The sequence below is a fragment of the Actinoplanes sp. NBRC 103695 genome, from assembly GCF_030269485.1.
In the GTDB taxonomy this organism is placed as follows: Bacteria; Actinomycetota; Actinomycetes; order Mycobacteriales; family Micromonosporaceae; genus Actinoplanes.
Window position 1 is genome coordinate 125384 of the sequence record NZ_BSTL01000006.1, and the last position, 19518, is coordinate 144901.

A 19518-nucleotide genomic window follows, 5' to 3' on the forward strand; every position below is an offset into this window, starting at 1 on the left:
CCGTACCGTGCGCACGTCTCCCGGCGCCACCCGGACGGAACTGTCCTAGGACGGTATACGGGGTGTGAGCGATGTGCATCGATACCGTTTCCGGATGTCGAAGATCGTTGCCGCCCGTGTCGTCCTGCCGGAGCACGTGTACCGGCAGGAGGAGGTGACCGAGGTGCTCGCCGATGCCGTCCTCGGTGCCTCGCCTCGCCGCGAGCTCATGCGCCGGCTGCACGCCTCGGCCGGCGTGCGCACCCGGCACCTCGCCCTCCCCCTGGACCGCTACCGGGACCTCGGCGGCTTCGGCCCGGCCAACGACGTCTGGATCGACGCCGGCGGCCGGCTCGGCGAGGAAGCCGTCTCCGCCGCTCTCACGGCCGCCGGATTGGCGCCGTCCGACGTCGACCTCATCGTGACGACCTCCGTGACCGGGCTGGCGGTTCCCAGCCTGGACGCGCGGATCGCCGGCCGGCTGGGGCTGCGCGACGACGTCAAGCGGATGCCGTTGTTCGGGCTGGGATGCGTGGCGGGCGCCGCCGGCATCGCGCGGATCCACGACCACCTCCAGGGCCACCCGGACGACGTGGCGGTGCTCCTGTCGGTCGAGCTGTGCTCGCTCACCTTCCAGCGCGACGACACCTCGACGGCGAACCTCGTCGGTTCCGCCCTGTTCGGCGACGGTGCGGCGGCCGTCGTCATGGTGGGGGAGCGGCGTGCGGCCGGGGACGGTCGGCCGCCCCGGGTGCGGGCGACGCGCAGCCGGCTCTACCCGGACTCCGAGCAGGTCATGGGCTGGGACATCGGCGGGTCCGGCTTCCGGCTCGTGCTCGCGGCCACGATCCCCGACATCGTGGACACCTACCTGAGGGACGACGTCGAGACCTTCCTCGCCGGGCACGGGCTGGCCGTGACGGATGTCGGCACCTGGATCGCCCACCCGGGCGGTCCCAAGGTCATCGAGGCGATCGACCGGGCCCTCGAACTGAAACCGCACGCCCTCGACGTGACGCGACACAGCCTGGCGTCCGTCGGCAACCTGTCGTCGTCGTCCGTCCTGCACGTCCTGCAGGAGACGCTGGCGGCCCGGGATGCCGGCGCCTCGGCCCGGCCGGCCGTGATGCTGGCCATGGGGCCCGGATTCTGCTCGGAGCTGGTGCTCCTGGACTGGTGACGGCACGGATGTGTCAGGGTGCGGGCATGGTTTCTGGTGCGGTCCGGCCGGCGCGGCTGGGCGAGGGTGATCTGGTCGAGCTGGTCTCGCCCGCGGGGGCGGCCGACCCCGCGGTGGTCGAGGTAGCGGTCGGGGTGCTGACCGGGTGGGGTCTACGGGTACGGCTGGGCGAGCACGCCCTGGGGCGGCGGCACGACTACCTGTCGGGCACCGACGAGCAGCGGCTGGCGGACGTCAACCACGCACTGCGCGATCCGGAGGTGCGCGCGGTCGTCTGTGTGCGCGGCGGTTACGGGACGCAGCGGATCGTGGACGGTGTCGACTTCGCGGCGGTGCGAGCCGACCCGAAGCTGGTCATGGGCTTCTCCGACATCACGGCGCTGCACTCGGCGCTGTGGTGCGAGGCGAGGCTGGCGACCGTGCACGGGCCGACCGGGTCTCAGCTGGTTGGCGGCCTCGACAGTCGCACGGTGCGGAGTGCCCGCTCGATCCTGTTCGGCGCCGAGCCCGTCGTCGTGGCGGCGGAGGCGGACGAGGAGACGTTCGGCGTGCGGGTGGCGGGCCGGGCGTCGGGGGTTCTGCTGGGCGGCAACCTGACCCTGCTGGCGACGACCGCGGGCACCCGCCACCGGCCCGATCCCACGGGCGCGATCCTGCTCCTCGAGGACGTGGGGGAGGAGCCGTACCGGGTGGATCGGTCCCTGGTCCAGCTGAGGCGGTCCGGCTGGCTGGAGGGCGTCGCGGGGGTGGCGGTCGGCCAGTTCACGAACTGCGTCGGCGAGGACAAGGTCTCGCCGACCGTGGCTGAGGTGCTGGCGGAGGAGCTCGGGGCGCTGGGCGTGCCGGTGCTGGGCGGCCTGCCGATCGGGCACGGGGAGCAGCAGGTGGCGGTGGGTCTCGGGGTCCGGGCGGTCCTGGACGCCGATGCGGGCTCCCTCACCATCCAGGCGGTAACATCCTAGGACGGTCTACGGGGTGTGCGCCTCGCCGCGCGGTCGTGCGGACACGACCCACAAGGAATCAACGGCAGCCGCCTCGGAAGGTCCTGCCTGCAAGCACGGAGCGAGCATCACCTAGAGGCGTGCGTGTTGAGCTACCTGGCGGAGGAACTGCGAACGGGGGACATCGCCGTGGTCGGCGCTCGGGCTCGCGTTGCGAGCACTCGCCCGTCAGCCGGTCGCCGGCCTCGGCGTCACTGGATTTCCGCAAGCTTTCCGCAGACCGCCGGGTTGAGAGTTCAGTTGCCCGACACCGCACCTGGAATTCGGAGGATTTGCATGAGAACGTCTCGGACCATCCTGCAGATGACCCTGGCGCTGACGCTCGGCTTGCTGGGACTCGTCGCGGCCGCGACCCCGGCTGCCGCCGCGCAAAGCAGGGCCGATCTGGCCGGCTGCCCTGCGAACACGCTCTGCTTCTACAACGACGAGGACTTCCTCGGCCACATCTTCACCATCCAGGCCGGCGAGTCGATCCCGAGCCTGCATGCCTATGTCTGCGCGGGCTGCGACAGCCCCAAGCACGGCGCCGGCGACGGCAACTTCGGCGACCAGATGAGTTCCTGGGTGAACAACACCTCGTGGTCGTACTGCTGGTACTACGACATCAACTACGGCAGCTACGTCACCGTGATGCCGGCCGGACAGGCCATCTCCTGGGTCGGGAAGAGAACTCAGGACGAGGCATCCTCGGTCCGTCCCTGCTGAACCGGTACCAGCACGGGTTCCGGCGCCGTCCCCGGGCGCCGGAACCGCGCCAGGTGGTCGGTCAGGCCAAGTTCGGAGTAGATCTCGGCGGCCAGGTCCCGGTGGCCCAGAGCGCCGGCCGAGGCCAGGCCGGCGTGGGCCCGCGCTTGCTGCCCGCGGGCGCCCGTGCCGGTGGCGATGGTGAGCGCCCGGGTATGCGCCCTGATGGCGTGCGGGGCCTGGCCGGTCGCGGCGAAAGCCTCACCGAGGCCGTTCAGCGAGGAGGCCTGCCCGAGACGGTCGCCCAGCTCACGAAACAACGCGAGCGCTCGCTCGTGGTGTTCCACCGCCTGGCCGTGGCGGCCCAGTTGGGTCTCGCTGACCCCCAGGCTGTCCAGCGTCCAGGCCTGGCTGCTGCGATGTCCCAGCTCGCAGAACAATGCGAGGGCCTGCCGGTGCTGGTCGGCCGCCCGGTGGTGGTGTCCGGCCCGAGCCTCGATCTCGCCGAGGCTGTTCAGGGCCCAAGCCTCGCCAAACCTGTGCCCGGCCTGCCGATGAAGGGTCAGCGCCCGGTCCGCGTGCTCGCGGGAAGCTCGGTCGCGGCCCAGCCGGGCCTCCGTCGAGGAGAGCCGGGTGAGCGCATGAGCCTCACCGGTGAGGTCGCCGAGCTGTCGGTAGCGATGCATCGCTTGCTCGTACCGGCTGGCCGCGAGTTGGTAGCGACCCATCTCCTCGTCGATGACGGCAATGTTGCCCAGCGCCCGGGCCTGGCCCAACTCGTCACCGGTCCGCTCGGAGATCCGGCGTGCCTCCTCGAGATGTTGTACGGCCAGGGCGTGGTGACCCGCCTGCGCACTGGCGTGGGCCAGGGCATTCAACGCGTACGCCTCCGCGGGTTGGTCGCCGAGCCGGTGCGCCGCCTGGCGAGCGCACTCGTGGATGGCCAGGGCAGCACGGTGATGATCGCCGTCGAGGTAGCGGTACAGCACCGCGGCGAGCCGGATGGCGTACTCCGGCCGGCCCTGCGCGCACGTCGCAGTGAGGTTGTCCAACTCGCTGGCGAGCCAGCCCTGGGCTGCGGTGGCGTCGGCGAGCGCTGGTTGAGGGCTGGCCGGCTCCGTGATCATTGGGCGGCGGTCCGCCTCACCCGGATAGAGCATCTGCATTGCCGACGACGCCGTGCCCAGGTAGTGGTCGAGCAGCCGGTCCAGTCCGTCCGGACCGCCCGCGCCGGCCAGACGTGCCGCGTACGCACGGAGCAGGTCGTGCAAACCGTACCGGTCGTCGGTTACCGGGAAGATCAAATGTGCCCGCCGCAGTGCCGTGAGTGTGCGCCGGGCCTCGTCGAGCGCGCACCCGGTCAGCGCAGCCAGGGCGAAGATGTCGAAGTGCGGGCCGGGATGTCTCCCGAGCAGCGCGAAGGCGCGGGCCGCCTCGGGGCGCAGCTGGCGGATCGACCACGAGAACACAGCATCGACGGCCGCGCGCGGATCTTCGCTGTCGCTGAGCAGCTCCAGCCGGCGCTGCTGCTCGGCCAGCTCGGCGGTCAAGGTGGACAGCGAGGACCTCGGGCGGCCGACGGCCAGTTCGGCGGCGATCCGGATCGCGAGGGGCAGCCGGACGCACTGATCGGCCAGGGTCGCAGCTGCCCCGGGCTCGCGGTCGACGCGGCCGCCGATGAGCTGCCGGAGCAGGGCTGCTGCCTCCGCCGCGGTGAGCAACTCCAGCGCGATGCGGTGGGCGCCGTTGACCACCACGAGACCGGACAGCGCGTCGCGGCTGGTGACCACGACCATGCAGCCGGCCGTGCCGGGCAGCAGCGGACGCACCTGCTCCACCGTGGACGCGTTGTCCAGCAGGATCAGCATGCGGCGCCCGGCCAGCTCGGTGCGGTACTGCGCGGCGCGCTCGTCGAGCCCAGCGGCTGGCACGCGACCGGGTGGAAGGACCGCGGCAAGCAGGGTTCCGAGCGCTTCGACCGCGGCGATGGGCTGCTCCGGGTCGTACCCGCGGAGGTCGATGTAGAGCTGACCGTCCGGGAAGCGATCACGCGCACGGTGCCCCCAGTGGACGGCAATGGCGGTCTTGCCGGCGCCGGCGGTCCCGGTGACGCACACGAGGGTTGGCGGCCCGGCACCGGCGGTCGGCGCCCAGCGGTCGAGGTCGGCCAGTTCGGCGGACCGGCCGGTGAAGGCGGTCACGTCGGCCGGCAGCTGGGCCGGAGTCACCAGTGTCGGGGTTGGCCCGCTGGGTGCTTCGATCGGTGGCTCCTGCCGCAGGACCGCCCGATGGGCGGCCTGCAGCTCCGGTCCGGGATCGATGCCGAGTTCGTCGCGTAGCAACCGGCGGATCCGGTCGTAGCGGTCCAGGGCCTCGGAGAGTCGGCCCGCCACGTGCAGCGCCCGGATCAGCGCGACCGTGACCGGTTCGGCCAACGGTCGCTCGGCGGCCAGTTCGGCGAGCGGGACCAGCACCGCTGCCGTCCGGCCGAACGCAATCTCGGCCTGCGCCCAGGCCACCACGGCGTCGGCACGTTCCTGTCGCAGCGAGTCGCGCATCCGGTCGGCCCAGGGGCCGCCGACGCCGGTGAGGGGGTCGCCGTGCCAGAGGTCGAGGGCCTGCCGCAGGAAGGCGGCGCGGGCCTCGGTGGGCAGACCGGGGTCTCGGCCGCGCGCCGCCTGCACGCGGAACCACAGAACGTCGACCTGTTCAGGGTCGACGTCGAGCACGTATCCGCCGGGGGTGCGCAACAGTGGCTGGTCGGCCCGTCCGTCCTGGTCGATGGGATTGGCCTGTTCGAGTGCGCGTCGCAACCGGGCGACGTAGGCGTAGATCGAGCGACGGGCCTGGCGTGGAGCCGAATCGCCCCACACCCGATCGATGAGCACGTCCAGGGTTACCGCGCGGCCGGCCTCGAGCAGGAGGGCTGCGAGCAGCGCGCGCTGCCGGGGTTCCCCCGCTGGCGCCGAACGCCCGGCCGACCGGATTTCGACCGGGCCGAGGATCCGGAACTCCAGCGCACGCTCAGACGCGGTCATGGGATGACGGTAGCGACGAAACACATCGACTTCGATGACAGATCTTGGGCAGTAGAGCAGGGCTCGGCCGGCATTGTTCGAAGGCGCGATCTACGCGGGCGCGCCGATCGAGGGTGGGGTCGACGTCCGTGTACAGCTCGGCCCGCTCAAGAGCCCGCCAACACCAAGATCACCCTCGTGCGGCTTTCCCGAACGACAGTCCTCACGGGCCACGTACCACTCCCACGTCCAGTCGAGCACGTCGTATGGGACGCCGCAGGCTTCGACCATCTTCACCAGGCCCAGGTTGGTGGCCTGGTCGAACAGCGACACGATCTCGTCGAGCAGGCCCACCGCCGTCTGCGCCACCTGATTGGTCGACCGGCGGCCGATCCTGGCCAGAGACCGCCGCCGCTCGGCGGGCCGGCATCGACAGGTCGATCAGCTGCCCGTCCATGCCCCGCGCCCAGGTCAACTTCTCGATCGACACCTTGATCGACATCGCGGTCGCGTCGACGAGCTGATCCCCGACCTGGGTACCGGGATCGGCCTGGACGACCTGTCGCCCCACGTCCTACGCCACTCGTTTGCCACCGACATGGCGACGAAGGAGCGAATGCCCTTCACGTCAATACGGAAGGGCACCAGGAAGGGTGACGTACTGTAGTTCGGCGTTGACGCCGGCCGGAGTCCGGACGCGGGATGCGGCTTCTGTCTACTGATCATCGTCGCCGTCCGGGTCGCGCAGCGTCCGGCGGTCGCCGTCGAGGTCGGGGAGGTGGAAGGTGTAGTGGCCGTGGACGTTGATGTGGTGGCGTACGTACGGCGAGAGCCGGGCCACGTCGTCGTCGAGGACCGGGTAACCGGTGCGGCGTAGCTGGGCCAGCGCCGTGTCGAGGTAGATGGTGTTCCAGAGGGTGATGCAGTTGAGGGCCAGCCCAAGAGCGCCGAGCTGGTCCTCCATCCCGTCGTGGTAGGCCCGGTACAGTTCGCCCTTGCGGCCGTGGAAGACGTGCCGGGCCAGGTCGTGGCGGCCTTCCTGGAGGTTGCGCATGCCCTTGATCTCGCGTCGGTACGCGTCCAGGTCGACGTACGCGAGCACGTGCAGGGTCTTGAAGATCCGGCCGGAGTGGGCCAGGGCCTCGCCGAGCTGGGTGGGCCGGAGTCGAAGGTCGGACGTCGGAGGAGTCGATGACCGCACCCAGGTCGACCCGACAGTTCTCGATCTGCGTGGAATCCGATATCGCAACCATGTGCCACCCACCAAGACCGCACGTCAGGTCATGTCCCGGTGAAGCGGTCACCATCCATCGACACGTCAGAGACGTCTGAACGAAATCTCTCAATAAAGGTATCGCCCGCTGCGTCGACTTAAAGGCGAAGCGAGAATCTGGTCGTTCGCGGCCAACGTCCATCATCCTAGGATGCTCTACAGGATGCGACCACAGTCACGCCGCGCGACACCAAGAACAAAAAGGAATCAACGGCAGCCCGACTATTGATCTTGGTTGGACGATGAACTGTGATCCGCGTCAGGGCCAGGGACGGGCAGGTGGATCTGGCCTCGGGGGCCGCCGCACGGTGGAGTGGTTCGGGACGGCTGACGCAGGGAGGGTTTTGTGGTTGAGGTCGGGTTGGCGGATGTCCGGGACGCGGCGGAGCGGATTCGGGGGGTGGCGCATCGGACGCCGGTGATCACGTCGCGGACGTTGGATGCCGCGGTGGGCGCCGAGGTGTTCCTGAAATGCGAGAACCTGCAACGGGTGGGGGCGTTCAAGTTCCGCGGGGCGTACAACGCGGTGTCGCGGTTGTCGCCGGAGCAGCTGGCCCGGGGTATCGCCGCGTTCTCGTCGGGCAACCACGCGCAGGCGGTGGCGCTGGCGGCGCGGGAGCTGGGCAGTTCGGCGGTGATCGTGATGCCGGCGGACACTCCGGCGTCGAAGCTGGACGCGGTGCGCGGCTACGGCGCGGAGGTCGTGTTCTACGACCGGTACACCGAGGATCGTGAGGCGCTGGGCCGGAAGCTGGCGGCTGACCGGGGGCTGGCGTTGATTCCGCCGTACGAGCACGCCGATGTGATCGCCGGTCAGGGTACGGCGGCGCTGGAGCTGTTCGAGGAGGTGCCGGATCTGGACGTGCTGGTGGTGCCGGTCGGTGGCGGCGGCCTGATGGCGGGGTCGGCGACGGTGGCGAAGGGCCTCGATGACCGGGTGCGGGTGGTGGGGGTGGAGCCGGAGGCGGGTGACGACACGAAGCGGTCGCTGGTGGCGGATGAGCGGGTGAACATTCCGGTGCCGCGGACGATCGCGGATGGTCAGGCGGCGAACATTCCGGGGGAGATCACGTTCTCGATCAACCGGCGGCTGGTGGACGAGGTGGTGCTGGTGTCGGATGACGAGTTGCGGGATGCGTTGCGGTTCGCGTTCGACCGGTTGAAGTCGGTGCTGGAGCCGAGTGGCGCGTCGGGTCTGGCGGCTCTGTTGTCGAAGCGGGTGCCGTCGGTGGAGGGTGCGCGCGTCGGGGTGATCCTGTCGGGTGGGAATGTGGGCTGGAAGCGTTTTGGTGAGCTGCTCGGGTAATCGGGTTGCGGGCCGGCCGTCGTGGGTGCAGGGTCGGTGTCATGTGAGGGCGGCCGGCGTGGTGTGTGCGTACCCGTGTCGGTCTTGTCCTTGGGGGTTCTCTCTTGTTGAAGGCTGTGTCGCTGGGCTGTGCCCACGACGGTGATCTGCTGTTCTCCGGTTTTGATCTGGTGCTGGGTGATGGTGATCGGGTCGGGGTGGTGGGTCCGAACGGTGCGGGGAAGTCGACGTTGCTGCGGGCTCTGGCGGGGCAGATCAAGCCGGCGAGCGGTGTCGTGACCCATGGGCCGGGTTTGAGTGTGGCGTTCGTTCCGCAGCAGGTTCCGGATCCGGAGGGTACGGCCGGGGCGTTCCTCGCCGAGGGTTTGGGCGAGGCGGGTGTGGTGGCGGCGCGGGTGCGTGCGGGTGACGCCGACGAGGCGTTGCTGGAGCGGTATGTGGCGTTGGAGGCGTGGGGCGCGGAGACGCGGATCGAGAAGGTGCGGCAGCGGCTGGGTCTGGCGGGGATCGAGGACGGCCGGTTGTTGCGGGAGGTCAGCGGCGGGGAGCAGGCGCGGTTGTTGCTGGCGCGGGCGTTGCTGGCGGAGCCGGACGTGTTGTTGCTGGACGAGCCGACGAATCATCTGGATGCCGAGGGGGCGGCGTGGTTGCAGTCGTGGCTGGCGGATTTCCCGGGTGCGGTGCTGGCGGTGAGTCACGATCGGGCGTTCCTGGATTCGGTGGTGTCGCGGATCGTCGAGCTGGACGGCATTCATGAGGAGCCGCAGGGCTTCCCGGGTGGGGGGTACACGCCGTACCGGGTGGAGAAGGAGCGGCGGTGGCGGCGGTGGCTGCTGGATTTCGAGGCGCAGGAGAAGGATCGGTTGCGCTGGGAGCAGGACATCGAGCTGACGAAGCGGCAGGCGCTGGGTGTGGAGTTGACGGTGCGGTCGGGGGCGGAGGCGCCGCATCTGCGGCGGGTCGCCCGGAAGGTGGCGCGGAAGGCGAAGGTGCGGGAGCGGCGGTTGCGGCGGCAGATGGAGTCGTTGCGGTGGGTGGATGAGCCGCGGAGGCGTCCGCCGTTGACGTTGGCGTTCCCGGAGGACGACGGTGCGCCGGGGGATGAGGTGTTGCCGGGGGTGAAGCGCGGCGATCGGGTGTGGATCACGGGGCGGAACGGGTCGGGGAAGACGACGTTGCTCCGGGAGCTGGCGTCGGAGCGGACGGCGACGTTGCCGCAGACGGCGGATGGGCTTCCCCGTGAGCAGACGTTGATGGAGTTCTTCCGTTCTCAGGTGCCGGTGTATGTGGATGACGCCGAGCGGCTGCTGCTGGGGCATCAGTTCGACGAGGACATGTGGGATTCGCCGCTGGGGACGTTGTCGGCGGGGGAGTTGCGGCGTCTGCTGCTGGCCGTGATGGTGAACCGGCCGGAGCGGGTGTTGTTGCTGGACGAGCCGACGAACTTCCTGGACTTCGACGCTCTGGAGGTGTTGGAGGAGGCGTTGCGCCGTTATCGGGGGACGTTGCTGGTGGTGTCGCACGACCGGTATTTCGCGGAGGCGGTCGGTCTGTCGCGGGTGTGGCACGTGGAGGGTCCTGAGAAGATCGCGGGGTGAATCTGGTCCCCCGGCAGTCCGGTTCGGTGCCCGCCCCGTTGTCGGAGGCGGAGCGGGTGACCGAGGCGTGGCTGGCGAACCGGCGGTTGTCGGAGCACACGCGTTCGGCGTACCGGCGGGATGTGGCGGCGTGGCTGGGCTGGTGTGCGGGGCGTGAGCTGGATCCGCTTCGGGCGTCGTTCCTGGACGTGAACGCGTACGCGAGGAAGATCGAGTCTTCGGGGTTGTCGCCGGCGTCGGTGGCGCGGAAGCTGTCGGGGCTGTCGAGCTGGTACACGTTCCTGGCGAAGCTGGGTGCGGTGCCGGCGAATCCGGTGGCGGGCGCGGACCGGCCGGCGGTGGATCGGGATCATTCGGCGACGGTGGGGTTGTCGCCGGAGGAGGTGGACGGGTTGCTGGCCGCGGCGGAGCGGGACGGGCCGCGGTCGAGGGCGTTGATCACGGTGCTGGCGGATCTGGGTCTGCGGGTGAGTGAGCTGATCGGTCTGGACGTCGAGGATCTGGGGTTCGAGCGGGGGCATCGCAGTGTGCGGTTCGTCGGCAAGGGTGGGCGGGCGCGGCGGCGGGTGTTGACCGAGCCGGCGGGGCGGGCGCTGGACGATTATCTGGGCGGGCGGGCGGAGGGTCCGTTGTTCGTCACGTCGACGGGTGGGCGGCTGGACCGGCATGCGGTGTTCCGGCTGGTGCGGCGGCTGGCGCGGGAGGCGGGGATCGAGTCGTGGGAGCGGTTGTCGCCGCATTCGCTGCGGCATTCGTTCGCGACGGCGGCCCGGTCGTACGGGGTGGCGCTGGAGGATGTGCAGGACGCGATGGGTCATGCGGATCCGCGGACGACGCGGCGGTACGACCGTGACCGGCACAATCTGGATCGTGACCCGGCGTACACGATCGCGGCGGCGCGGGCCAGGCGCGAAGCGACCTAGGTCAGGGCATATCCTCTCCCGGCGGGTCGATCACGGACGGGGTAAGGGTGAACATCTTCGAAGCGGTGCTGCTGGGTGCGATCGAAGGGGTGACGGAGTTCCTGCCGATCTCCAGCACGGGTCATCTGACCATCGCGGAGAAGTTGCTGGGCTATTCGATCGACGATCCGGACATCACGGCGTTCACGGCGATCATCCAGTCGGGTGCGGTGATCGCGACGGTGATCTTTCTGCGGAAGGATCTGGTCAGGATCATCGCGGCCTGGTTCAAGGGTTTGTTCTCGGCGGCGGGCCGGGAGAACCCGGACTGGAAGTACGGGTGGGCGATCATCCTGGGGTCGTTGCCGATCGGGATCATCGGGCTGGCGTTCCAGGATGTGATCGAGACGACGTTGCGGAGCCTGTGGTTCGTGGCCGGGGCGTTGATCCTGTGGTCGGGTGCGATGTGGTTCGCCGATCACGCGGCGACGCAGATCCGCCATGAGGACGATGTGACCTGGAAGGACACGTTGATCATCGGGGTGGTGCAGTCGCTGGCGCTGATCCCGGGGATCTCCCGGTCGGGTGCGACGATGTCGGCGGGTCTGCTGCGTGACCTCGATCGGGTGACGGTGACGAAGTTGTCGTTCTTCCTGTCGATCCCGGCGTTGCTGGGTGCGACGGTGCTGCAGTCGGTGACCGAGTACGACAACATCTCCGGTGGTGTCGGCTGGGTGAACACGCTGGTGGCGACGGCGGTGTCGTTCATCGTGGGTTATCTGGCGGTGGCGTGGCTGCTGAGGTTCATCGCGAAGCACTCGTACAAGGTTTTCATCGCGTACCGGATCGTGCTGGGTGGCCTGTTGATGGTGCTGCTGGCCACGAACACGATCCAGCCGCAGTAGTGGACCGCGCTCTCGCTCACGTCCGGGCGCTGGGCACTCCGGGTGAGGTGCCGCCGGCGTCGATCACGGTGAGTTTCCACCCGGACAGGCTGCTGGCCGACGGCCTCACGGTGGCGGAGCATCTGGTCGCGGAGGGTGTGTACCGCAGCCAGTTCGAGACGCGGATCTCCAACGGCGGGCTGACCGCGTTCCCGGGCGGTGACCGGGACGTGTGGGAGCGGCGGATGTTCGGTGGCGCGTATGCGGGGGTGACCGTGGGCCGGCCGGTCTACGGTGCGTTGAACCTGGCCGGGCATCCGGACGGCGGGTCGCCGCGGTTCGGCAGCTGCCATCTGCGACTGGATCCGGTGGTGTCGGCGCGGGCCACGTTCAGTCACGGCGACAGCGTCACGGAGCCGGCGGTGGTGGGCACGGCGGACACGTTCGGTGGCATCTGGGCGGCCCTGCTCGCCGAGGTGGCCGCCACCGGGCGGGCGCTGGGCCTGGCCGCGGCGTCGCCGCGGGAGTGGGTGGCCGCGCTGGCCGAGCCGCGCACGGTCGCGGGCCGCGCCCTGGACGACTACGTCGAGGCGCAGGTCCACGGCGGTCTCGAGCTGGCCGGGGCGGTCCAGGCCGTGGTGGCCGACCCTTCCTTCGCGGGTACGCCTACCGGCGCGCTGCTGTCCCGTCTGGCGCCGCGCCTGGAGTACCACCCCGGTTTCGTGCTCGCCCCCGCCGAGTTCCCGCCGGATCTGCGCACCGAGACGACGCCGCGGCTGGCGGCGGAGCTCGCGTCCCGTTTCGGGGTGGACCGGATCCATGCCGAGGTGGTGGGCCGGGCGGCGCAGGCGGTGGTGCGCGATCCGGCGTCGTGGTCGGCGTTCGGGCCGGCGGCGGAGGTGCTGCAGGAGCTCAAGTACGTGTGGCACATCCTGGTGCTGCGGGGCCGCCCTTTCTGACCGGCCGGTGTCACAGCCGTCCGGTGGGCGGTGTCTGAAGGGCATGACAACAACCGAGGTCGTCGTGATCGGCGGGGGATACGCGGGCGTCATGGCCGCGAACCGGCTGACCCGGCGCGACGACGTGACCGTGACCCTGATCAACCCGCGCCCGCGTTTCGTCGAGCGGATCCGCCTGCACCAGCTGGCCGGCGGCACCGGCGACGCGGTCGTCGACTATCCCGATGTGCTCGCCCGCCGCGTCACCCTGCGGGTCGGGTCGGTGTCCCGCATCGACGCCCCGGCCCGCCGGCTCACCCTCGACGACAACACCACGATCAACTACGACTTCCTGGTGTACGCGGCGGGCAGCGGCAGCCGCCCCGACGTGCCGTCGTCCGCGTTCCCGATCGCCTCCTACGAGCAGGCGCGGCGACTGCGGGAGGCGCTGCGCCCCGGTATGCCGGTCGTGGTGGCCGGGGCGGGACCGACCGGTATCGAGACCGCCGCCGAGCTGGCCGAACAGGGGCATCCGGTGACGCTGGCCTGCGGTGGTGTGCTCGGCCCGTACCTGCATCCCCGCGGCCGTCGCGCGGCGGCCCGGCAGCTGGCCGCCCTCGGGGTGACCGTCGAGGACGGGCCCGGATCGGTCGTCACCGGGGTGACCGGTGACGGCGCCACCCTGGCCGGCGGACGCCACCTGCCCGGCCTGACCGTGTGGACGGCCGGGTTCGGGGTGCCGGACCTGGCCGCCCGCAGCGGCCTGCGCACCGACCCGGCCGGTCGGCTGCTCACCGACGAGACCCTGACCAGCGTCGACGACGACCGGATCGTCGCGGCGGGCGATGCGGCGTCCCCGTCGGGCCGGCCGTTGCGGATGAGCTGCCAGGCGGCCGGCCCGCTGGGTGCGCACGCCGCCGACACGGTCCTGGCCCGCATCGCCGGCCGCCCGCCGGCGCCGGTCACGATCGGGTTCCTCGGCCAGTGCCTCAGTTTCGGCCGCCGGGCGGGCATGTTCCAGTTCTCCCACCGCGACGACACCGCCCGCGCGGCGCACATCGCCGGTGTTCCCGGCGCGAAGCTGAAGGAACTCGTCTGCTGGGGCACGGTCAAGCAGCTGGCCATGGAGGCCCGCCGCCCGGGCACGTTCTTCGTGCCGTCGTGGATGGCCGGGCGCCGTGGCCCGGCCGGCGACCGTCTCCAGCAACCCGCGGGCCGTCCCTGACAGGGCGGGCCCGGCCGATCGCCGCCCCTTCCCGGGCGGCGATCGGCCACTGCTCCACGGCAGGCCACTGCTCCACGGCAGGCCACTGCTCCACGGCAGGCCACCGCAGGGCCCGCCGATGCACGGCCCGCCACTGCACGAGCGGCCACTGCACTGGAACGTCTCCGGCATCACCGCGAGCCCGGAGGACACCTGCTCGCCGTCGCGGCTACTGCACTGAGCAGCTACTGCACGAGCGGCTACTGCACGAGCGGCTACTGCACGACTTGCCTCGCTCGGCCTCCTGCCACGCTCGGCCTGCCGGTCAGGATCGGGTCACGTTTCGGCGAGCGCGTCCACCGGCATCGCCCGGGCCGCCCGTCGCCCGGGCAGGACCGAGGCGACGACTCCGGCGGTGACGGCCACCATGGCGACGCCGAGCGTCTGCGGCACCGACATGGCGAACCGGACGGTCTCGAAGTTCAGTTCGCCGCTGACCGCGTGGGTGCCGACCCAGCCGAAGAACGTCCCGGCGGCGATGCCGGCCATCGCTCCGGCGAAGCTGAGCAGGGCCGCCTCGGCCGCGAGCATCCCGCGGAGTTGCCGGCGCTGCAGTCCGAGCGCGCGCAGCAGCGCGGACTCGCGGGTCCGTTCGAGCACCGACAGGCCGAGGGTGTTGCCGACGCCGACGAGCGCGATCAGGACGGCGACGGCGAGCAGCGTGGTGGTCAGGGCCAGCAGCCGGTCGAGGGCGGTGTGGTAGACGAGTTTCGCGGACAGCCCGCCGCCGACCTCGGCCCCGGTGAGGGGTTCGGCGACGGTGCGCAGCTGGGAGCGCAGTTCGGTGATGTCGGCTCCCGGCCGGGCCCTGGCCCACACCGTGCCGACCGGCGCCGCGCCGTCGAGGGCCGACAGCACACCCGGTGCGACGATCAGCGTGTCGGCGGGTGCGAGGTGGTCGGCCCGGACCGGCAGGGTGACCGAGCCGGACCGGCCGGTGACGGTGACCGGGGTGCCGTTGCGGATGCCGGCGTCGGTCAGCAGGTACGGGTCGGCGAGGACGACCCGTGTGTCGATCGGCGGGTAGCCCGCCGGGGCCATGACCATCGCGGTCGCGTCGGGGCCCAGCGCCCGGACCGACGCGGGTTTCCGGCCGCCTCTGAGGGTGACGCGCGTGGACCGGATCCCGCTGGCGCCGGCGATCCCGTCGATCGCGGCGATGGAGCCGGCCGTGCGGGGCGGCAGCGGCCCGTCGAACATCGACACGGTGACGTCCACCGGGAACCGAGCTTCGAGATTGCTGTCGGCCGTCGCCTTCATGCTGGCCGCGCCGACCTGGAGGGCGACGACGAGCCCGACGGCGAGGATCAGCGCCGCGCCGGTCGCGGCCGTCCGGCCGGGATTGCGCAGCGTGTTGTCGGTGGCGAGCCGTGCGGCCGGGCCGGCGCGGCGTACGGCGGCGCCCAGGGCGCGCAGCAGCGCCGGCAGGAACAACCCGGCTGCGGAGAGCAGCCCGACGGCACACACGAACGACCCGGCGACGGAGTACAGCAACGCGTACGTGGTGCCGGTGCGGCCCAGCCCGATCGCGGCCAGGCCGACCCCGATCAGGGCGAGAGGCCCGGTGCGGCGGAGCAGGGACGCCCGGCGCCCGGTCGCGTCCCCGGCGACGGTGCGGAGGGCGTCCAGGGGTGCGATCCTGGCTGCGCGCCGCGCCGGCACCACGACCGACAGCACCGCGATCGCGACCCCGACGACGGCGACCGCGGTCACCTGCCCGGCCGGTACGGTGAGCCGCTGGTCCAGCACGGCCGCGACCACGGCGGCGAGCGCCACGCCGAGCCCGGCGCCGAGCAGCGACCCGGCGGCGCCGATCACGGTCGCCTCGGCGAGCAGCCCGCGGCGGATCTGGTCGCGGTGTGCGCCGACGGCCCGGAGCAGCCCGATCTGCCGGCGTCGCTGGGCGACCAGGATCAGGAACGTGTTCACGATCATGATGCTGCCGACGAGCAGGGCGACCGCGCCGAACACGAGCAGCAGGAGCTGGAAGAGGAACACGCCCTGGGTCCGGCCGGCGATGACGCGCCGGGTGAATCCGGCGGAGGTCTCCACCCGGTCGCCGCCGGCCGTCGCGGTGACCCGTTCGGCGAGCCGGTCCGGTGCGACGGTGCCGTCGCCGATGACGAGGATCTCCGTCTGCTGCGACGTGTGGATCGAGTCCGCGCCGGTGTAGTAGGACGGGGCGACGAAGGATCGCTGCGCCAGCCCGGACAGCAGCGAGTTGCCCTCGTGCATGAGGCCGGTGACGGTCAGCGTCGCGGACGAGTTGGTGTCGTTGATCGTGATCCGGTCGCCGACACGCAGGTTGAGCTGCCGGGCGGTGACGGCGCCGAGGACGATCTCGGCGGGTGTGGCGGGCCAGTGCCCTTCGGCCAGGTCGGTCCAGCGCAGCTTCGGGTTCGCCGGGATCGACTGCTGCTGCACGTACTCCGAGGAGCCGGTCACCCGCCCCTGGGAGAGGAAACTCAGGTCGGCCGAGGCGACCCCGGCCACGTCCGCGATCCGGGCGGCCAGGCGGGACTGCGCGGCCCGGTCGGCGGTGCGGACGGTGACCACGACGTCGGTGGCGGTGGTCCGGGCGATGACGCTGCGCTCGAATGTCGCCGTCTCACCGGCGACCACGGTTACCGAGGCGGTGAGGTAACCGACGCTGATCATGATCGCGACGACGACGGCGATCACCCGGCGCGGGTGGTGACGCACCTCGGCGAGGGCGTTGCGGGCCAGCGGGAAGCGGGTCTGGCGGGCGGCGGCCGATCGGGCGGCGGTCTGGCGGCTGGCGGTCGAACGGGCGGCGGTCATGCGGCCAGGCCCCGCATCGCTCCCAGGACCGTCTCCGCGGTGGGGTCGCTCAGCTCGTCCACGATCCGGCCGTCGCTGAGCAGCAACGCCCGGTCGGCGTACGCGGCGGCGATCGGGTCGTGGGTCACCATCACGATCGTCTGGCCCAGCTCACGGCTGGAGCGGCGCAGGAAGCCCAGCAGGGCCGCCGCGGTCCGGGAGTCGAGGGCGCCGGTCGGCTCGTCGGCGAAGACCACCTCCGGCCCGGTCACCAGGGCGCGCGCGATCGCGACCCGCTGCTGCTGCCCGCCGGACAGCTCGGCCGGGCGGTGGGTCAGCCGGTCGCCGAGCTGCAGCGAGTCCACGACCGCGGCGAGCCGGGCCGGGTCGGCGGGGCGGCCCGCGAGATCCAGCGGCAGCAGGATGTTCTGCACCGCCGTCAGCGTCGGGAGCAGGTTGAACGACTGGAACACGAAACCGATCCGGTCCCGCCGGACCCGGGTCAGCTGCCGGTCGCCGAGCGCGGAGATGTCCTCGCCGCCGATGAACGCCTGGCCGCCGGTGGGTCTGTCCAGCCCGGCCAGGCAGTGCATGAACGTGGACTTGCCGGAACCGGACGGGCCCATCACGGCGGTGAACGTCCCGCGCCGGAAGTCGGCCGTGACTCCCCGCAGCGCGGGCACGGCCGTGTCGCCGGCGCCGTAGGTCTTGGTGAGGTCCCGGGCGGCGGCCGCGGACGGTGTCGCCGGCGGCCGTCCGCGGTCCACGGTGGAGCTGTGCGCGATCATGAGAGCCCTGTCTGTCGCTGCTGAATCCGTTGTGCCCCAACGTATGCAGCGGCGGGCGGGAGCGGATCGGCCCACGGTCGCGTCCTCGGCTGGGTGTCTACGACCGTGGTAGCAGGGCCCTGGGTATCAGTGGCGGTCCGGTGTGGCCAGCCCGGCCTCGAACGCGAACAGCACCAGGGCGACCCGGTCGCGGCACCCCAGCTTCGACAGCAGGTTGCCGATGTGGGTCTTCACCGTGCCCTCGGCCATGTGCAGGCGGGCGGCGATCTCCGCGTTGGTCGCGCCGGACGCGATCGCGTCGAGCACCTCACCCTCCCGGGGCGTGATCAGCGCCAGACGGTCGTCGTGGGCGCCCGGCCCGCCCGGCAGCCGGTCGACGAAGTGCGCGATCAGCCGCCGCCGCCCCGGCGCGCAGAGCCGAGAACACGTACTCGTCAAGGTCGAACGTGGTCAGGATCAGCACCCGCGCCGGATGCCCCAGGCGGGTCAGCCGGCGGGTCGCCTCGACCCCGTCCATCACCGGCATCCGCACGTCCATCAGCACCACGTCGGCGGCGACGTCCCGCAGCTTCGTGACGGCCTCCCGCCCGTCGCCGGCCTCACCGACCACCCTCAGGTCGTCCTGCGCCTCGATCATCATCCGCAGGCCGTCGCGGACGAGCCGCTGATCGTCGACGAGGAACGTGCCGAGCGTCATCGGCTCACCGCTCCCGTCGTCCGGTGCGCAGGCAGGACCGCGTGCACCTCGAAGCCACCGCCGGCGCGGGGGCCGGCGGTCAGGGTGCCGTGGTGCAGCTGAACCCGTTCCCGCATCGCCGCCAGCCCGGTGCCCCGCCCGTCGGTGGCCGCCGCCGCCCCGTGCCCGTCGTCGCTGACAACCAGGTCGATTACCTGTTCGCCGAGGTCGAGCCGCACGTCGACCGCGGCGCCGGGCCCGGCATGGCGCAGTACGTTGGTCAGGCTCTCCTGGACCAGCCGGTACACCGTCATCCCCGCCACCGGGCCCACCTGCCGCCGGTTGCCGTCGACTCGCAGCCGGACCCGGCCGTCGAGCCGGGACACCAGCTCGTCGAGGTCCCCGATCCCCGGCGCCGGGGAGTAGCCGTCGCCCGCCGGACCGTCGCCGCGCAGCATCGCGACCAGCTCCCGCAGGTCGTCGAGGGCCCCGCGGGCCGTCTCGGCGATGGTCTCCAGGATCTCCGGGGCACGGTGCGGCTGCCGCTGCGTCAGCGCCCGGCCGCCGGCGGCGTGGACGGCGATGACCGACAGCGAATGCGCGACGATGTCGTGAACCTCTCGCGCCACCGCGGTGCGCTGCTCGGCCGCCGCCGCCCGGAGGGCGCGCTCATGCGCCGCGAGCTCCAGCCGCCGCCGCTGCTCGCGTTCCTGCTCCCGCTGCGTCTCGCGTTCCACGCGCTCCCGGTCACGCCGCCCGGCGACGAACGCCGCCACGACGATCCCGGCCGCGCCCGCGACGGCCGTCACCCAGGCGCCGGCGGTCGGCTCCTCGCCCCGGCCGGTCAGCCAGTTCGCCGGCCCCACCACGGCGCCGCCCAGGGCGATGGCCAGCCCCGCCCGCGCCTGCGCCGTCGACGACCACCGGGCAAGGCTGTGCACCAGGATCGGCACCGCCACCACCGACACCGTCGGGCTCTCCACCGTGAGAGCCTGCACCACCGAGGCGACCGTCAGCACGGCAAGCGCAACCCGCGGGTACGCCCGGCGGACCACCAGCGGCGCACACATGGCAAGCACGACACCCATGGCCCACCACCCCGGGTACGCGAAGTAGAGGCTCACGCCCGCGACCCCCAGCGGCAGCCAGGCGTCCCGCAGCAGCGTGGAGCGGTCGCGAGTTCGCATGACGCCCACCAGCGTAGACATCCCGGCGCGCCCTGCCATCAGACCACGGTCGCAGATCAC

At 71.6% G+C, this 19518-nt stretch carries 17 protein-coding genes; 9 read left to right on the plus strand and 8 right to left on the minus strand.

What is annotated here, in order from left to right; all coding sequences use genetic code 11:
* Positions 1-94: 94 nt before the first annotated feature.
* The 3 genes from QSK31_RS11635 (at position 95) to QSK31_RS11645 (ending at position 2865) form a co-directional block, all read left to right on the plus strand.
* Positions 95-1159, plus strand: coding sequence for a type III polyketide synthase (locus QSK31_RS11635; RefSeq protein ID WP_285683493.1), 1065 nt, complete (start codon positions 95-97; stop codon positions 1157-1159).
* Between the two features lie 26 nt (positions 1160-1185).
* Positions 1186-2121 carry a S66 peptidase family protein gene (locus QSK31_RS11640; RefSeq protein ID WP_285683495.1) on the plus strand — a complete coding sequence of 312 codons (936 nt, stop codon included), beginning with the start codon at positions 1186-1188 and terminating at the stop codon, positions 2119-2121.
* Between the two features lie 315 nt (positions 2122-2436).
* Positions 2437-2865 (plus strand): peptidase inhibitor family I36 protein, encoded by a 429-nt coding sequence (locus QSK31_RS11645; protein WP_285683497.1) that lies wholly within the window; start codon positions 2437-2439, stop codon positions 2863-2865.
* Here the strand turns inward: QSK31_RS11645 and QSK31_RS11650 are convergent.
* The 3 genes from QSK31_RS11650 to QSK31_RS11660 all read right to left on the minus strand — a co-directional run bounded on the left by QSK31_RS11650 (position 2832) and on the right by QSK31_RS11660 (position 7062).
* Positions 2832-5882, minus strand: coding sequence for an AfsR/SARP family transcriptional regulator (locus QSK31_RS11650; RefSeq protein ID WP_285683499.1), 3051 nt, complete (start codon positions 5880-5882; stop codon positions 2832-2834). The two genes, QSK31_RS11645 and QSK31_RS11650, sit on opposite strands and share 34 nt — an antisense overlap.
* A gap of 90 nt (positions 5883-5972) precedes the next feature.
* Positions 5973-6230 (minus strand): hypothetical protein, encoded by a 258-nt coding sequence (locus QSK31_RS11655; protein ID WP_285683500.1) that lies wholly within the window; start codon positions 6228-6230, stop codon positions 5973-5975.
* Between the two features lie 346 nt (positions 6231-6576).
* Positions 6577-7062, minus strand: coding sequence for a Tn3 family transposase (locus QSK31_RS11660; RefSeq protein WP_285683502.1), 486 nt, complete (start codon positions 7060-7062; stop codon positions 6577-6579).
* A 418-nt stretch (positions 7063-7480) separates the two neighbouring features.
* On the opposite strand from QSK31_RS11660, the gene QSK31_RS11665 reads away from it, so the two are divergent.
* The 6 genes from QSK31_RS11665 (at position 7481) to QSK31_RS11690 (ending at position 13987) form a co-directional block, all read left to right on the plus strand.
* The gene (locus tag QSK31_RS11665; protein WP_285683504.1) at positions 7481-8440 is read left to right on the plus strand and encodes a pyridoxal-phosphate dependent enzyme; all 960 of its coding nucleotides are present in this window, start codon (positions 7481-7483) and stop codon (positions 8438-8440) included.
* A 104-nt stretch (positions 8441-8544) separates the two neighbouring features.
* On the plus strand, positions 8545-10038 hold the full coding sequence (locus QSK31_RS11670; protein ID WP_285683506.1) for an ABC-F family ATP-binding cassette domain-containing protein: 1494 nt from the start codon (positions 8545-8547) through the stop codon (positions 10036-10038).
* Between the two features lie 2 nt (positions 10039-10040).
* Positions 10041-10961 carry a tyrosine-type recombinase/integrase gene (locus QSK31_RS11675; protein ID WP_285683902.1) on the plus strand — a complete coding sequence of 307 codons (921 nt, stop codon included), beginning with the start codon at positions 10041-10043 and terminating at the stop codon, positions 10959-10961.
* A 47-nt stretch (positions 10962-11008) separates the two neighbouring features.
* Entirely contained in the window at positions 11009-11845 is an 837-nt protein-coding gene (locus tag QSK31_RS11680) for an undecaprenyl-diphosphate phosphatase (RefSeq protein ID WP_285683508.1), read from the plus strand.
* Positions 11845-12783 carry a DUF3626 domain-containing protein gene (locus QSK31_RS11685; RefSeq protein ID WP_285683510.1) on the plus strand — a complete coding sequence of 313 codons (939 nt, stop codon included), beginning with the start codon at positions 11845-11847 and terminating at the stop codon, positions 12781-12783. The genes QSK31_RS11680 and QSK31_RS11685 overlap by 1 nt, the downstream gene beginning before the upstream one ends.
* 43 nt (positions 12784-12826) lie before the next feature.
* Positions 12827-13987, plus strand: a complete 1161-nt coding sequence (locus QSK31_RS11690; protein WP_285683511.1) for an NAD(P)/FAD-dependent oxidoreductase — start codon at positions 12827-12829, stop codon at positions 13985-13987.
* A gap of 315 nt (positions 13988-14302) precedes the next feature.
* Here the strand turns inward: QSK31_RS11690 and QSK31_RS11695 are convergent, their stop codons facing one another.
* The 5 genes from QSK31_RS11695 to QSK31_RS11710 all read right to left on the minus strand — a co-directional run bounded on the left by QSK31_RS11695 (position 14303) and on the right by QSK31_RS11710 (position 19458).
* Positions 14303-16828: an FtsX-like permease family protein gene (locus tag QSK31_RS11695; protein ID WP_285683512.1), complete on the minus strand. Its 2526-nt coding sequence runs from the start codon at positions 16826-16828 to the stop codon at positions 14303-14305.
* Positions 16825-17595 carry an ABC transporter ATP-binding protein gene (locus QSK31_RS11700; protein ID WP_285683513.1) on the minus strand — a complete coding sequence of 257 codons (771 nt, stop codon included), beginning with the start codon at positions 17593-17595 and terminating at the stop codon, positions 16825-16827. Before QSK31_RS11700 ends, QSK31_RS11695 begins: the two co-directional genes overlap by 4 nt.
* 126 nt (positions 17596-17721) lie before the next feature.
* On the minus strand, positions 17722-17901 hold the full coding sequence (locus QSK31_RS49205) for a response regulator transcription factor (RefSeq protein ID WP_502872938.1): 180 nt from the start codon (positions 17899-17901) through the stop codon (positions 17722-17724).
* 1 nt (position 17902) lies between these two features.
* Entirely contained in the window at positions 17903-18292 is a 390-nt protein-coding gene (locus tag QSK31_RS11705; RefSeq protein WP_502872939.1) for a response regulator, read from the minus strand.
* On the minus strand, positions 18289-19458 hold the full coding sequence (locus QSK31_RS11710) for a sensor histidine kinase (protein WP_285683514.1): 1170 nt from the start codon (positions 19456-19458) through the stop codon (positions 18289-18291). Before QSK31_RS11710 ends, QSK31_RS11705 begins: the two co-directional genes overlap by 4 nt.
* Positions 19459-19518: the final 60 nt, after the last annotated feature.

Excerpts from the sequence above, each read along its gene's own strand:
- QSK31_RS11635 (WP_285683493.1), top strand. The coding sequence starts at position 95 with ATGTCGAAGATCGTTGCCGCCCGTGTCGTCCTGCCGGAGCACGTGTAC.
- QSK31_RS11640 (WP_285683495.1), top strand. The coding sequence starts at position 1,186 with ATGGTTTCTGGTGCGGTCCGGCCGGCGCGGCTGGGCGAGGGTGATCTG.
- QSK31_RS11645 (WP_285683497.1), top strand. The coding sequence starts at position 2,437 with ATGAGAACGTCTCGGACCATCCTGCAGATGACCCTGGCGCTGACGCTC.
- QSK31_RS11650 (WP_285683499.1), bottom strand. The coding sequence starts at position 5,882 with ATGACCGCGTCTGAGCGTGCGCTGGAGTTCCGGATCCTCGGCCCGGTC.
- QSK31_RS11690 (WP_285683511.1), top strand. The coding sequence starts at position 12,827 with ATGACAACAACCGAGGTCGTCGTGATCGGCGGGGGATACGCGGGCGTC.
- QSK31_RS11695 (WP_285683512.1), bottom strand. The coding sequence starts at position 16,828 with ATGACCGCCGCCCGTTCGACCGCCAGCCGCCAGACCGCCGCCCGATCG.
- QSK31_RS11700 (WP_285683513.1), bottom strand. The coding sequence starts at position 17,595 with ATGATCGCGCACAGCTCCACCGTGGACCGCGGACGGCCGCCGGCGACA.
- QSK31_RS11705 (WP_502872939.1), bottom strand. The coding sequence starts at position 18,292 with ATGACGCTCGGCACGTTCCTCGTCGACGATCAGCGGCTCGTCCGCGAC.
- QSK31_RS11710 (WP_285683514.1), bottom strand. The coding sequence starts at position 19,458 with ATGCGAACTCGCGACCGCTCCACGCTGCTGCGGGACGCCTGGCTGCCG.